The 13,807-nt window shown below is 47.4% G+C and carries 8 protein-coding genes; 6 read left to right on the forward strand and 2 right to left on the reverse strand.

The features are described from left to right. The 6 genes from Q0238_RS09465 to Q0238_RS09490 all read left to right on the forward strand — a co-directional run bounded on the left by Q0238_RS09465 (window position 1) and on the right by Q0238_RS09490 (window position 10,399). Window positions 1-873: a hypothetical protein gene (locus tag Q0238_RS09465; protein WP_297945517.1), complete on the forward strand. Its 873-nt coding sequence runs from the start codon at window positions 1-3 to the stop codon at window positions 871-873. Next, window positions 873-8,204 carry an LPD23 domain-containing protein gene (locus tag Q0238_RS09470; protein ID WP_297945519.1) on the forward strand — a complete coding sequence of 2,444 codons (7,332 nt, stop codon included), beginning with the start codon at window positions 873-875 and terminating at the stop codon, window positions 8,202-8,204. The genes Q0238_RS09465 and Q0238_RS09470 overlap by 1 nt, the downstream gene beginning before the upstream one ends. A 268-nt stretch (window positions 8,205-8,472) precedes the next feature. Next, window positions 8,473-8,775, forward strand: coding sequence for a DNA cytosine methyltransferase (locus Q0238_RS09475; RefSeq protein WP_297945521.1), 303 nt, complete (start codon window positions 8,473-8,475; stop codon window positions 8,773-8,775). Between the two features lie 308 nt (window positions 8,776-9,083). After that, entirely contained in the window at window positions 9,084-9,359 is a 276-nt protein-coding gene (locus Q0238_RS09480; protein ID WP_297945523.1) for a hypothetical protein, read from the forward strand. Then, complete coding sequence (locus tag Q0238_RS09485; protein ID WP_297945525.1) at window positions 9,328-9,933, forward strand: hypothetical protein; 606 nt, start codon at window positions 9,328-9,330, stop codon at window positions 9,931-9,933. The genes Q0238_RS09480 and Q0238_RS09485 overlap by 32 nt, the downstream gene beginning before the upstream one ends. Then, a complete protein-coding gene (locus tag Q0238_RS09490; protein ID WP_297945526.1) occupies window positions 9,926-10,399 on the forward strand; it encodes a hypothetical protein in 474 nt (157 codons plus the stop codon). The genes Q0238_RS09485 and Q0238_RS09490 overlap by 8 nt, the downstream gene beginning before the upstream one ends. A 927-nt stretch (window positions 10,400-11,326) precedes the next feature. Here Q0238_RS09490 and Q0238_RS09495 read toward each other — a convergent pair. Together Q0238_RS09495 and Q0238_RS09500 are read right to left on the reverse strand one after the other, a co-directional pair. After that, window positions 11,327-12,883, reverse strand: coding sequence for a hypothetical protein (locus Q0238_RS09495; RefSeq protein ID WP_297945528.1), 1,557 nt, complete (start codon window positions 12,881-12,883; stop codon window positions 11,327-11,329). Between the two features lie 355 nt (window positions 12,884-13,238). Next, window positions 13,239-13,664, reverse strand: coding sequence for a hypothetical protein (locus tag Q0238_RS09500; protein ID WP_297945530.1), 426 nt, complete (start codon window positions 13,662-13,664; stop codon window positions 13,239-13,241). Window positions 13,665-13,807 lie beyond the last annotated feature (143 nt).

A 13,807-nucleotide genomic window follows, 5' to 3' on the forward strand; every position in this document is an offset into this window, starting at 1 on the left:
ATGGGCTGGTATAACATAAGATATCTACGAGAGCCGAGAGGTGATACCTCTGTGGGCATAGGGCAGGGGGTCGCCGCGATCGGCGATAGCCTAACCAAGCTCGGCGAGCTTGGACACGCCAGAGAGAAGTTCGATTCAGACCTTGCGCGCCAAGCGCGAGCCGAAAAGATGGAGGCCGATAAGTTTGACTACCTAAAATTTAAGGATGATCGGGATTACGGGCTGGATAAAAAGAAGCTCGATCACACTATCCTTAAAGACGATAGGGATTATGGACTGGATAGGGCGAAGCTCGATCACACCATCTTTAAGGACAACAGAGACTACGGCCTTTCTGTGGCTAGGCTTAACGCAGAGCTTACCGAACAAGGTCGAAAGCGAGCCAAAGAGGAGTCCGAAGCTGCGGCAAAGGTTCAGCAAACGGCGGATAACGTAGCCTATCTACGCAAACTCTACCCGAAAGAAACGGCGGGTTATACCGATGAGGAGCTTGGAAAGTGGGGAAATAATCTCGAGAAAAACTTTAAAGAGAATAAGGTCGATATATTCAAGAAAAATATCCCGGTGGATTCCAAATTTGTTGAGCAATATGGTGATAGCGGTCACGTAACTTGGGACGACAAAGGAAACTATTATACCGATCCTTGGCTTATGGAAAAGGTAAATATCGATAAGCAGCGCGAGGCTCGCCAGATGGAGCAGCTAAGCAATCCCGATAATCGCCTCGCCAATATCAAAACGCTGGTAGGCGGAGGGATGAGTTTTAGCGACGCCAGTGCTAGGGTAGATCAAGCGATCGAGTGGAAAAAGAAAAACCCGAACGCTAAATTTAGCTCCGTGCTTGATAGCGATATGGATGACGGAGCGAACTGATGACTGCAAGAGATTTTTTGGGCAACGAGCGGATCGCCGAGCTTGAAAGCAAGGGCTACAGCCCCGAGTATATCAAAGCTCTTGCAAAGGAACAATACGAGGCGAAAAAGAAAGAGCTTGCGGACAGCGGAGTGCGAGAGGACATCGCAAAGATGGCGATAGCCCAGAGGCTCGACGCAGATAATGCCAAAAAGCTCAATGACGAGGCTACGGCAAGCGCACCAGATAGGTTTCTTAGAAACGTTTTTGATACCAGCGGCGATGAAAAAGCGGTAGATGAGGCGGATCAGAGATGGAGAGAGCTCAACCCTGATAAGATCGACATCGCAAGTCGCGTGGGACGTCTGATAAACAGGATCAATCCCCTAACCCTAGGCCCTAAAATCACGGATAAAGCGGCGGATATAAAACAAAACGGACTCACCGCCGATAGCCTTGATAAGGATTTTGCCCTTTTTGCTGGAGTGGGTAAATTCCCAAATCAATTCGGTCGCGCCGTAAATACCGCGGGCGAAAAGATCGCGGGCGCCGTGGGAGCGGATGGAGCGAAGCAGTTTTTCGGCGAAAACCGTAAATTCTTCGACGACAATGTAAAGGAGCTTGATCGGATAATCGCCGAAAACAACAAAGAGTGGGGAGAGGTCGGCGGGGCTATAGATCCGTTTCTTGCGGCACCCGCGGGGATTTTCACCAAGGGCGCCAAGCTTGCGAATATCGCAAAAAGCGCGGGCACGGGCTTTGCCCTGGGCGTAGGAATGAACGAGGTAAGAAACGCGGGGGACGATCGCTCGCTTGAGCAGCACGTCAAAGACGATTTGCTCGGCGGCGTGATAATGGGCGGGGCCAATGCGCTTTTTAGCGCCCTTTCGCGCGGCAAAGTAAATAACATCTCAAACCTCGCGGAGGATCTGCGCGGCACGTCAAAAGCCGCAGACGGCGCAGAGGGGGCGGCACGTGCGGCTGATGATGCAAGAGCGCTCGATGATGCTCTGGATGGGCTCGGAGGCGCGCAAAAAGAGGGTGCGGGCTCCGCTTCGCAAGAGCTCAAGACGAGCGATGCAGCGCAAGGCGCCCAAGAAGCAAAAGCGGACGAGCTCGCGAAAACGAATGCGAGCGATGCGGCAGGGGGCGAGCAGAGCGCTGCTCGTGCGGCGGATGATGCGGCGGCGCATACAAATACAGCTTCTGCCCCGCAAGGCGCGCAGGAGATCAAAGCCGCGAGCGGGGCGCAGGAGATCAAATCGTCCTCGTCCCCTGCGGCGCAAGGCGCGCAGAATGCCGAAGCCGCAGCGCAGGCGGATTTAGATCCGCGAGCGCAGGTAAGGCAGTATCTCAAAACCCAAAACGTGGCGGATGATGCCGCAGATAAAATTTTGGGCGAGCTTGACCGCGGTGCGAGCCGCTCGGCGCATTTGAGCGAGAGCGCGTTTAAAAAAGCGGACGAGCTTTACGAGCTCGCAAACCGCCTTGAGTGGGCGAGAGAGTATCAAAGCCGCGTCGCCGATCGCGCGGAGGAGCTAGCCCAGATGAGGGCGGACGGCATAGAGCGATTTGCCGCTATGCAAAGAGAGGCGGAAAGGATAGCAAAGGAAAATCCTACCCTTTCAGCTCGCGCACAAAGAGAACTTCTAAACTCGCGCATAAAACCAAGCGAAGCGGAGCTTCGATACACCCGCGCCTACAACGACGGTGCGGACGTCGATCCTATGTATGCCGGGCAAAATTTCATTTGGCGGGTGGAAAACGACATCAAAGCTCACCCCTACACTACCGAGCAATACGGCGCGCGCTTGGCGAGCAAGGGCTTTGCTCCCGACGTGCAGGCTGCGGCGATGCAGGCATACGACGACGGAGATATAAAATTTTTAAAAAACTATATCGACGCCAAGGTCGCAAAAGCCGAATACGACGACATCGTAAACAATCAAATGAAAGATTGGACCATTAAAGATGGCAAAATAAGGAGGGTGCAAAATGGCAAAGCAAACGCAGACGCGCCGCAGCGCGGAGTCCACACAAACGGCGCAGGCGCTGGCGGAAAAGATGAGCGAGTATCAAAGGGCGTTTCTGATCTCGGCGATACTCCAAGCCGAGCGGAGCGGGGACCGGGAGGCGATGCGCAGGTATCATCGCAGCGCGGATCTGCTGCTATACTCCGCGGCGAGGATGCAAAAAATGCCGCGGGCGATGAGCTCGTGGAACGATACGGGGCCGCTTCAGGCGATAGCGCAGCTGATGCCGCAGCTTCAAAACAGCGAGTGGTTTCAGCACAAGATGCGCCAGATCAAAGCGGCGCAGCGCTAAAAAGCGAGCCTCAAGGCGGCGATCTTGCGGCAAACGAGGGCGCAGACTCCGCCAAGCAAGGCACAAAGCTAAACGAGGATATGAAAAAGGGCTTCGTAAACGTTAATCTCACCTCTCATCTTGCGGGAGGACTTAGCGGCGGCATGCTTAACGCTACCGACGAGGAGGGCAAATTTAGCCCCGAGAGATTTGCGGCGGGCTTCATCGCAGGGCTCGGCGGCGTCGCAGTGATCCGAAAGGGTTTCCGCGCAAGTATGAAAGCCTACGCCGCAAAGCAGGCAAAGACCTATCCAACGCTCGCAAACGATCGAGCTGATCTTTTCGCGCAAGCCCTAGGCGATGAGATCAAATCTCGTGCCAAAACGACGCTATTTAACGCCGCCGAGTTTGCAAAAACAAAGGTCGCGAACAAGACGGGGCTTGATTTCGAGCCTCAAATCTTTGCAGGAGAGAAAGCCTATGCCGAGCTAAAATACGCCCCCGTGAAAGCGGATAAGTTAAGCAAAGCGCAGGCTATGGCGAAAGAGGGAAAAAATGAGTTAGAAATTTGGCGAGATACGGGCTGGTTTCGGGACAAGGACGGCGCTTGGAAATTTGAGATCGGCGACGGCGACGCGAAACTAAATCCTAAATTTCAAAGCGGCGGCAAGCTCGGGGATCTGCTAAAGCACGATGAGCTGTTTAAGGCCTATCCAAAGCTCAGGGATGTAAAGGTCGTAAAGATGCAAAGCGACGCTCCGTCCGGTGCGATACTTGCAAAGGATGCGAGGCAAAAGGAAAAGCGCGGCATCTACAACGTGACCTACAATAATAAAGTAGCAACCTATGTAAAGCAAGACCTAGATCAAATAGAGGGAGCTTTAAGATATGCGAGGGGCGATAGAAGCGAGGGAGCAAAGCATATAAAAATAAGACACCTTAACAATGAGGGCAGCGAAGGATATGTAAGCAAAAAAGAGCTTTTAGATTTAGGCGAGAGCATGCGTAAATATTTAGCAAAGTATAAAGAGCCTTTTATAAATAAACGCAATGCTAGAGTTTATGAATGGCAAGATGACAAGGGGGTGAGATTTAGGCTCGTAGCAAGTAACAAGTCCGCAGGGACGCCTTACACGGCCGAATTACCTCGACCTGCGGACTTTGAGGACATTATAACCTTTTACTCTGACAGAAACCTTAAAAAGCCTATGGAATTTGAAAACCCAAAGGTCAGATACGACGTCAATTTGCAAAATTGGCACAAACACAGCGCGCCTATCACCAAGAACGCGGACGGAAGCCCGAAAGTGTTTTATCACGGAAGCTCCGCAAAGGACATTACGGAGTTTAAAGGCGAGTTTGATAAGAGCGGATATGGGTTTTGGTTTTCGCAGGAAAAAGAGATCGCGAATGAATTTAGAGAACACGGCAAAATCTATAAAGTCTATCTAAAATCAAACAACCCTATCGATCTATCTTTTCCATACAGCGCAAAAGCGCAAAAGCTTCTGGACGAAGCCGAAGCCAAAGGGATAAACACAGAGCTCTACCCCGATAAACAAAGCGACGGCTTTAAAAAATTTTTGAAGTCGAAAGGTTATGACGGCATAGTTATGCAAGACATCGACGGAGTGGATGCGAAGCCGTATCTTATCGTTTTTGAGAGCAATCAGATCAAACACGTCAAAAATAGTGGCGATTTCAGCCCAAGCCCGAATATCTATCAAAGCGGTGAGGCGGGGTATTTCGATCCCCAGAGTAACACGATCGCCCTTAAAAATTTAAAAGACAGATCCACGCTGATACACGAGATCCAACACTGGGTGCAGAGCAAAGAGGGCTTTGCAACGGGCGGCACAGGCGGCGATGCGAACTACGCGAAGCTGCACGGCGAAGCGGAGGCTAGAAACGTGCAGACGCGCCTAGGCTTGGACGATGCTGCAAGGGCGCAGAAAGACCCGCTAAGCACCTTTGACGTTAGCCCGGACGATACGATCGTTTTGCGAGACGGCGGCGTGAACGCAAACGAGGAGCCACTTAAGTTCAAAGCAAGCGAGATCGAAAATATAGGAGGCGAGATCAAAAAGCGCCGCCCAAACATCGAGCAGGAGCTAGAGCAGAGCGTAGAGCAAATTTACAAGGATAGCTACAAAAATCACGACACCGCGGGCGAGGTGCTGGATGCCGTAAGGACGGGCAATTTCGACGCGCTCTCGCAAGGGGTGCAGACGAACCTAAGCGAAAGCCAACTCGCGCGGCTCAAAAAGGACATCGCAGGCGCCAAGCTAACTCACATCAGCCGCGATGGCTTCACATTCAAAAAGCGCGGCAAAAATGGCGACGAGCAGATGATCTTCATCGATATGGACGAGGGCGGCAGGGCGCGCATCAATGCCTATTCTAAGGCTCATATTGACGAGAGCATTCGCGCAAACGAGACGATGTTTGATCGCCTCTTCGGCGGCGATGAGGCGCTGAAAAATTATAGCTTCGAGACCAAGGCAAAATTTCTAAATGAAAAAGACCCGATCAAGGCGGAGGAAATTTTAAAAAGAGCCGACAAGAGGGCTTTCAAAGCCAAAATCGCTCAAGAAAGCAAAGCAAAGCAGGAGAAATTACAAGCCGAATACGATCGCGCGGCGCGGCAGGCAGATCCTTTCAACCCCGATATGCCTACGATGAACGATCTGCTGGGTAAGACGGACGCGCTTTTGGGATCATACGGCGGCGCGGACGGCAAATGGGCGCAGTTTGTCGATACTCTATGGCGCAAGGGTATCAACAGATACGAAAACGCGGTAGATCGCATCTTTGAGGGCGAAAATACCCCCGCTTTGGTGAAAAAGGGGATGAGCGTCCTCGATCTACGAAACGCGGCAAAGCGGCAGATAGACGGCGCGATCGAGAGCTTTTTTCGCGAGAGCGCGGCTATTAATGCGCAGGCTCGCACTGCGGCGAAGTATCTCGACAAATTTGACGCCGCTCAGAGCGAGCAGCTATTTAACGCCCTGGATGGAAAGATAGCTAGAGCTGATCTCCCCGAGGAGCTGCAAGCGACCTATCAAAAGCTACGCGACGCGATCGATCATAACGCAAACGAGCTCATCAAGGCAGGTGCGCTGAAGCAGGAGAACAAGCTCACCGACTACATCGGGCATTATTACGACGAGTATATGCAAAACGAGCGTGGCAAAATAAGCAGGACATTTGATAAATTTTTCGCCCGTAAAGACCTGAGCGAGGCGCAAAAAAGAGCTCTGGGGCTTCGCACGGACATCAGCTTCGTAGTCGCAAATACTCTCGCAAAGCAGCGCACGCAGCTTCTTAAAGCTCGCGCACTGCAAAGTATCGCGGATCGCTTCGGGCTCGATGAGATCCCCGCAGCCGCAAAGCAGGGGCAATACGTGCGGATCAGTGACGAAACCGTCGGAGGCGGCATAAAGAAATTCGGCGCGCTTGCGGGCAAATACGTCCCAAAAGAGGTGGCGGAGGCGCTAAAGAGCACGCAGGCTCTGGGCGGGCAGCTCGGCGTGTTTGAGAAATACTGGAAGCCGCTCATAGACCACATCAAGGTGAACGTCACGGTCAAAAATCCTTTTACGCACATCTATAACGTCGCGAGCAACGTGGTGTTAGCATTTTTGCACGGCGACGAAAAGGCTCTTGCGAATTGGGCGCTTTTGGGGCGGCAGAAGCGGCAGGAGTATTGGAAGCTCGCGCGTCGCTTGGGGCTGGATAGCGCTATGGACGATCTGGAGGGCGCGATTAAGGGGCTTAAGCCTAAAAACGATAGCGAAGCTTTCGGAGTGCTAGGCACGGCTATGGATTTTTTAACCGCCGCAGGTAAAAATATCTACATGAGCGAGGGCTCCGCGCTGGGTAGGGCGGTCAGAAAAGCCTACGCTTGGGAGGATGAAATTTTCAAAATCGCGCGGTTTAAGAAAAACCTCGACGCGATCGCTGCAAAACGCGGATATGCCGCGGGCGACCTCTCTAAATTTAGCGAAAAGGAGCTTGCAGCGGCGATGAGCGATGCGCAGTATCACTACGTCGATTATAGCACCCATTTCAACGGCTTTTTACGCAAGCTCGACAAAAGCGGTCTGACGCCGTTTTTGCACTACTCCGTCAAATCGACGCCGATGGTGATCAAAGCGATACTCAAAAACCCGCATCGTTTCGCGATGATGCAGGCAGCCTTTATAGCTGCGGACGCCGCGGGGCTGTCGCTAAGCTCGATTATCGCAGATACTGAAAAGGAAAATCTAACCAAGCCGAAGTGGGCGCAAAGCTCGAAATTCCCTAACGTTTTTGGTCTCAAAACTTGGGCTAGGGTCGGAAATAGCGATACCTATTTTAACGCAGGTCGTGCGGTCCCCGGCTTTAGATTTGACGAAATGTTTGATCTTAAAGGAGGAGGCTTTATCGGTGGATTAGTGCAGATCATATTTTTTGGCAAAAGCCCTTTAGGCTATGACATAGAGAGTAAAGAGGATAGCGGGGCGGAAAGCGCTCGCAAGCGCGCAAAAGAGCTAGCTAAAAATTATTTACCGAGCTTTACGATCGGCAGATACGGGCAGCAGCTCGGCGAGCAGGCTCTTTCAGACATCACGGGCGACAAAGATTACGCGCCGAAAGACTACAACAAGGACGAGCTGGGATACGCGGGCATCCTAAAACGTAGCGTGGGCGCGCGCCGTTTCAATCAACAAAAAGAGCTAAATAGCGAGCTCGGCAAGCTACGCAAGCAAAAGATGGAGCTTGAATATGTAAAGGTGCCTGATAGCGACGACGAGGAAAAGGTCGAAAAGGCGGTCAAATATAACGAAAAGCTGCAAAAGATGAGCGCTTCGGAAAAAGAGAAAAAGCAGAAACAGATTGATCACAAGCTTGAAATTTTCAAAGAGGTGGCGGATGCGGAGGGGTTTGCCTTCGACGTGCAGAGCCTCAAGCGGCTACGCGATGAGAAAAAACAGCGTAAATTTGCGCCCAAGAAATTTGATCCCGCGCTGATCTCCCGCCCGCAGATCGGGAAGTTTTCGAAATAGTAGCCCGCTACGGCGAGTTTGCGGCGGCATAAAATTGCGGGCAATAGGCTTGGCTGCGGGCTCGCTATGGTGCGAGCTTGCGACCGATCCCGCAACTTCGCGAGGGTTTGGCTAGACCTGCACGATCTGCTACGGCGAGTTTATAAAATTTAGGACGCGCCGCCATATAATCACCGCGCTCAAGGGGTCCTCTCTCCTCCTTGGGCGCTACATCAAAGAGAGAGAAAATGCAAAAACCGATAATTCCAAAATTTAAGATTTTTCTAAAATGTATCTAGCGACTATCTTTTCAGGCATCGGCGTAGCGGAGATGGCGCATCGCAAGGTTTTCGGCTGTAGCGGCACAATCTTTGCTTGCGAAATCGACAAATTCGCCCGCCGTAGCTATGAAGCCAACGCAGGAAACCATCAGGGCGTGCCTTTCTATGGGGACGTCCGCACCCTAGACGCTACGAGGTATCGCGGACAAATAGACGTGCTTGTAGGCGGCAGCCCCTGCCAAGATTTTTCTATCGCGGGAGAGCGAGCGGGCACGGAGGGAGATCGCGGCAATCTCAGAGGGAAATTATAACCCTCTAGCATATCCATAAAATCTAATCAAGAATTTATTCAAATTTTAACTAGGCTTCAATAGGCGGGGCGCTACAATATAAATATTCTTTACGTCATTACTTTAATTACTTTTTAAGCAAGACCTGATTAATATAACCATACAGCAACCGATATATTATCTACTCTCTTGTGATGATTTGCAATAGAGTAGCGAATGGGCGTTAAAGAGCACATTATTATACAGAAATAATTTGTAGTAGTCTATGATGCTTTAAGTAAAACTTAAGAATATCTAGTATAAATTTTATAGAGAAAAGGAAAAATGGTATGCAAAATGTAGACGGCATAAAAGAGGCTCAAACAGTGTATTTTAACGGCTTTTCACTTTCTATTGCGTCCAGAGATGTTAAGCTGGCTCTATTTTTGACCGATAAAATCGTTGCGGAGACCTATATGTCTTTTCATACTTTAAAAACTCTACAAGAAGCCATAAATAAGACAATTGAAGAGATTGAGCGTTCGGCAGGTACACTTGAAGAAGGCATTGAAATCACAAAAGAGAAATCAGGCAATGTCAAAAAAACAAGAAATATTAAAAAATAAATTTATAGAAATATCAAATTATAAAAAAGATCCGTTAGATAAAAACGATAAGTCTATTTCAGATAATACTTTGGCGGTTGCATATGCGATAGCTAAAAATATTCCTGAACGATATTATATCAATATTGGGTTATTTACGATAGGTGATGGCGACGTAATAGTCTCTTTAGAGATAAAAGAGGACTATACTCTACAACTACAAATATATAATGAGAATAAAATTCTTATACGAGAACTAAAATTGCATAAATTATATATAGATAAAAATGTTTATACTATAGATAATATTATGGACTTAATAAAAAATAAGGTTTATATGCAAGACTTAAAAAAACTGTATAAATTTTGTATGAGCGAGAATATTTTCAATATAGATAGCATTATGAATTTAAATAGCGATTACTATGTTACCGCCAGCGACATATACAAAAAGGCGAAAAAAACTGAAAATGATCAAAACAAAAACTATAGAGTACATCGAATTACAGAAGAAGATATAAACAAATTATTAAAGCCTAAAAAAGATACAATCTGTTATCCAAAAGATAGTATATTAGTACCTAAATATGCATAACAGAGACACAATTCTTATAAGAGTTCTTAAAAATCAAACAGATGATACTTATTTAAATTTTCAGCTAAGAGAATCGGATACAGACGGATTATCTCTTTATAATAAAAGTGCTATAGAAAAAAGTGGCAAACAGATATGTGAATTTATAGGTGCGCAGCTTGGACTACCTAAAAGATACATTGAGATATTAAAGAATTATATATGCGCTCAATATGAAGATATTAATATTGAGCGTAAAGGCAACGACTATCATTATACTATTTCTTTTAAAAATAAAAAATTGCCCGATGATATAGAGTGGTGTAATAAAAGATTATGTGATATATATAATGACATATTCGATCCAAAGAAAATATATCGGTGCAATAAGTTTGAAGCTCAAAAGGACGATGATAGGATTAATAAAATCATCGACAGCTCTCTCTTTAAAGATTTGGATTCTAAATTTAAAAAAGAATCAACTTAAAAACTTTCTTACTATAAGTAGCTTCATAAAATATAAATTCGTATTGTTCGCGTTTTATTATCAAGGCTTAGTGGCATAATTTTATTGATAGCAATTTGATTGAAAAATCAAATCTCATCAAAGACGAAACAACCGCAGAGTTTTAGGTTTTTTGCGCCGGGTAAGCGCCAACGCCGCCTGCTTACGCATGCACCTTGGCGCGAGAATCAGCGCGCGAAGCTTCGCAGAACAGATAGTAGGAAATACCGACGGGGGAGGGGGCGGCACGCGGGTTTTTCGGGGGTGCACCGCTCCGTTTTCGGGACAGATTGCAGATTTTTGACGCTGAAGTATGGGCTGATTGAGGCAAAATCGGCTTAAGGTTTGGGGCAGAGTTTGGGGTCGAATTTCGTGAAAATACATTTTTTTGAAAAGAATTATTTTCAATAGTTAATTTTATAAAACGCCCTAAAATAGGCATTTTAAAGAGCCGTGAAAATTAAGTTTAAGTTTCAAGCAGCAAAAATAACGCGAATTTGTTCGTTTTCGCTTAAGGAAAGTGTGAAAATTTAGACGCGCGCCGCTTAAGTTTCGCGCGCAATTTCGGCTCGGTCTTGATAACTATTTGCTTAAAATCCTATGCACCTGCCTGCGCCTATGTCATAATCTACTGCAGGCGCGCTGCTGTGGGGCTTTGATAGCGCCCACTTACTCTCTTGACGAGGGGGCTATGACCCCACTCGGAATTTTCCGCCCAATACTGACGGTGTAGAGAAAAATTTCAAAATTTAGACTTTTTGTCCCGCGAAAAATACGAACACATTTTATTATCTGCTTAAAATTTAAGCCCGCATTTTTTTGTCCCACGATCTGCGAAACGAGCGTAAGCATTAGGGCTTTGCGCCTGCGGGAGCGGTGTCCGCCTGCATTTGTCCTGCCAGCGCGAATTTATGCCCATGCTTCGGCGCCCTCGTAGTCCTCGTCCTCGTAGTCTGGCTCGTCAAATTCTCGTCCTACGATATATTGCTGCAAATATGCGAGCGCATCCATCAGGTCGTCCTCTTTGCTCTCGACTTCGCTATCGAAGCTAAGGAGTTGCGCCTCTAATTCGGTACTTGAGTCGATGCTTGCGTTGTGATAAATTTGCCCGGTGCGGTAATATGGCTCTAGGTTTGATATGCGGGTATTTTTTGCCTTTCCGCCGTGGCTAAGTTGATCAATGGGTAGGTGCACTCCCGTCATTTTTTGTATGATGTCAATCGTATAGAAAAAATCGTTTTGCATTCCGGCTTTTTCAATCCCTATCCTGGTGCAGCCGAATATTTGAAAAATTCGTATAATCTCGACGCTCTTCTCAAACGGTGTCCAGTGCCCGGCGCTGATGTCTATTATGAATATGCGATTTCTGTTGTCGATAGCCGAGGTTATCATCGCTGTTTGGTCACGGCCGTTTGCGCTTGCCAGATCAATCGTTGTAAAAATTTGACATTTTGCAAGCTCTATTTTTTCGCCGCCTAGCGTTAAATTTATAGCCTTTCTGATTTGCAGCGTTCGTATGTTGACGCCGTCCGTAATGTTTAGCGCTTCCGGTTCTGCGCCGATGTCGTATTCTACGCGCTCGAAGTAGCGAAAATACTCGCGTTTGAAAATCGCTCTTTGCGGATCGATCGCCGCACACATATACTCTTGATAAAATTCATTTGCAAGCCCCTTTGAGACGAGTTGATTTTGTATTGCTTTTATGCGCGGTAAAGGGAAACGAGACGGCCATGCGCTCGCGCCGTTTTCTATGATAGGAATTTTTATATGTTGCCATCCCTGCTTATTGGTTTCTTCTATATTCTCATTGTTTACGATATTATTTAAGATACTGTCCTCGTGCAAGATTGTGCCTAACACTACCACTTTGCCGCGAGTTGGGTGCACGGCGGGGAGCAGATCCGCATAAAACCAACCTCTAAGCTTTTGGCGGCTCGCCTTGTTCCCAACCGGGAATTGCCCGTCTTTGCTTTCCAAATCATCGACGATGATAAGCGTCGGACGCATATTATCGATATTAGCGCCGCGCGGATCCTGCCCGGAGCTGAGTGATACTACGTGACAGGTTCGCTCAATATCGTTTCCGTTCCTGTCTTTTTTACCGCGATTAACGACGACCTCTATGCGGTCTTTATTCCAAATTTTACCGCGCTCTATCGCGTAACCTTTGGCAGCTGCTTTATCGATCGAATTTTTGATTGCTTCGACAAATAGCTTTGCTTTCGTATCGTTTGCAGAAGCTATCATAATGAAAGGCTCTGCATAAAAATACAGCCTGCTGACGACGTAAATTTTATTGAGTAGCGTAGTTTTTGCGCTACCGCGAAATATAACTACGGCTTTGTATTGATCCGCGCCGTCGATAAATTTCAAAACGTCCAGGTGAAATTTGGGCGTTTTGTTCTCAAAGATTTCCGGTTCTATATCTTTTGCAAATTTTAAGTAAAGCTCTGGGGGAATTTTCACTAGCTATCCTTTCTTTTGATTTCGCGCAACTTTGGTATAATTGATTTTTTCATAAAATTTATAAATCCCGCTAGATGCTTACTAAAATTTTTGTATAAAAAAGTGTATAACCAAAATTTACATATTGCCTATTTTAGGCGATATATATATTATAATCAAATCCCCTGTGGGTCACCATTTCATCACTTAAAATCAATTAAAATTTTCTAGCATTCAGCTGTCTGCCCTTAAAATTTAAGACATCATTTGATTTTTGAGTATTTTGATTAAAATTTCATCATATTTTATCGAGATTAATTGATCTAGAATTAAAGTCGCGCGAATTAAAATTTAGATCAAATTGTAAAATTCACGGCTAAATTCCGCCGCTACTTATATTTTCCAGATTACGCAGCCTATTCCAGTTCTGCTCGTTTTGTAAATTTCGCATATTTTGTCGCTGCTGCATCTGCTCCAGTTGCTGCTGCGATTGCTGCTGCATTAGGCTTCGCTGCGTGGCGATATACTGCTGCTGCGCTCTTTGCTGAGCTTGGGCGCTATTTGCTCTGAATGAATTAAACGCGTCTTGCGATGCAGCTTGCTCTTGCGCCTTTCGCGCGGCTTCGGCGTCGATTTTTTGCCGCTTCACGCAGCGGTTTGGCTGCTCCTTATTTAGCGAGCTTGCGACGTCGCATCTGTTCGCGCCTGTTGCAAACAAAGCCTCCTTGCTGTCCTGCGAGAGCGTCGAGCAGCCGCAAAGCAACACGACTAAAATCAAGGCAGAGAAAAATTTTAATTTCACAATTACCTCTTAAATTTTATCTTTAATTCCCCGCAGCCGCTAATCCGCGCCCTTTGCGAGGTCGAATCCACACTGCGCCACAAGCGCCTTGTCGCTTGCGATGCTATCGCCGGTGGTGGTTAGGAAATTGCCCGTAAGCGCCG

The sequence above is a fragment of the uncultured Campylobacter sp. genome, assembly GCF_938045775.1.
Classification (GTDB): Bacteria; Campylobacterota; Campylobacteria; order Campylobacterales; family Campylobacteraceae; genus Campylobacter_B.

Bases quoted from the DNA above. Each gene is read 5' to 3' on its own strand.
- Q0238_RS09465 (WP_297945517.1), top strand. From the start codon at position 1: ATGGGCTGGTATAACATAAGATATCTACGAGAGCCGAGAGGTGATACC.
- Q0238_RS09470 (WP_297945519.1), top strand. From the start codon at position 873: ATGACTGCAAGAGATTTTTTGGGCAACGAGCGGATCGCCGAGCTTGAA.
- Q0238_RS09475 (WP_297945521.1), top strand. From the start codon at position 8,473: ATGTATCTAGCGACTATCTTTTCAGGCATCGGCGTAGCGGAGATGGCG.
- Q0238_RS09480 (WP_297945523.1), top strand. From the start codon at position 9,084: ATGCAAAATGTAGACGGCATAAAAGAGGCTCAAACAGTGTATTTTAAC.
- Q0238_RS09485 (WP_297945525.1), top strand. From the start codon at position 9,328: ATGTCAAAAAAACAAGAAATATTAAAAAATAAATTTATAGAAATATCA.
- Q0238_RS09490 (WP_297945526.1), top strand. From the start codon at position 9,926: ATGCATAACAGAGACACAATTCTTATAAGAGTTCTTAAAAATCAAACA.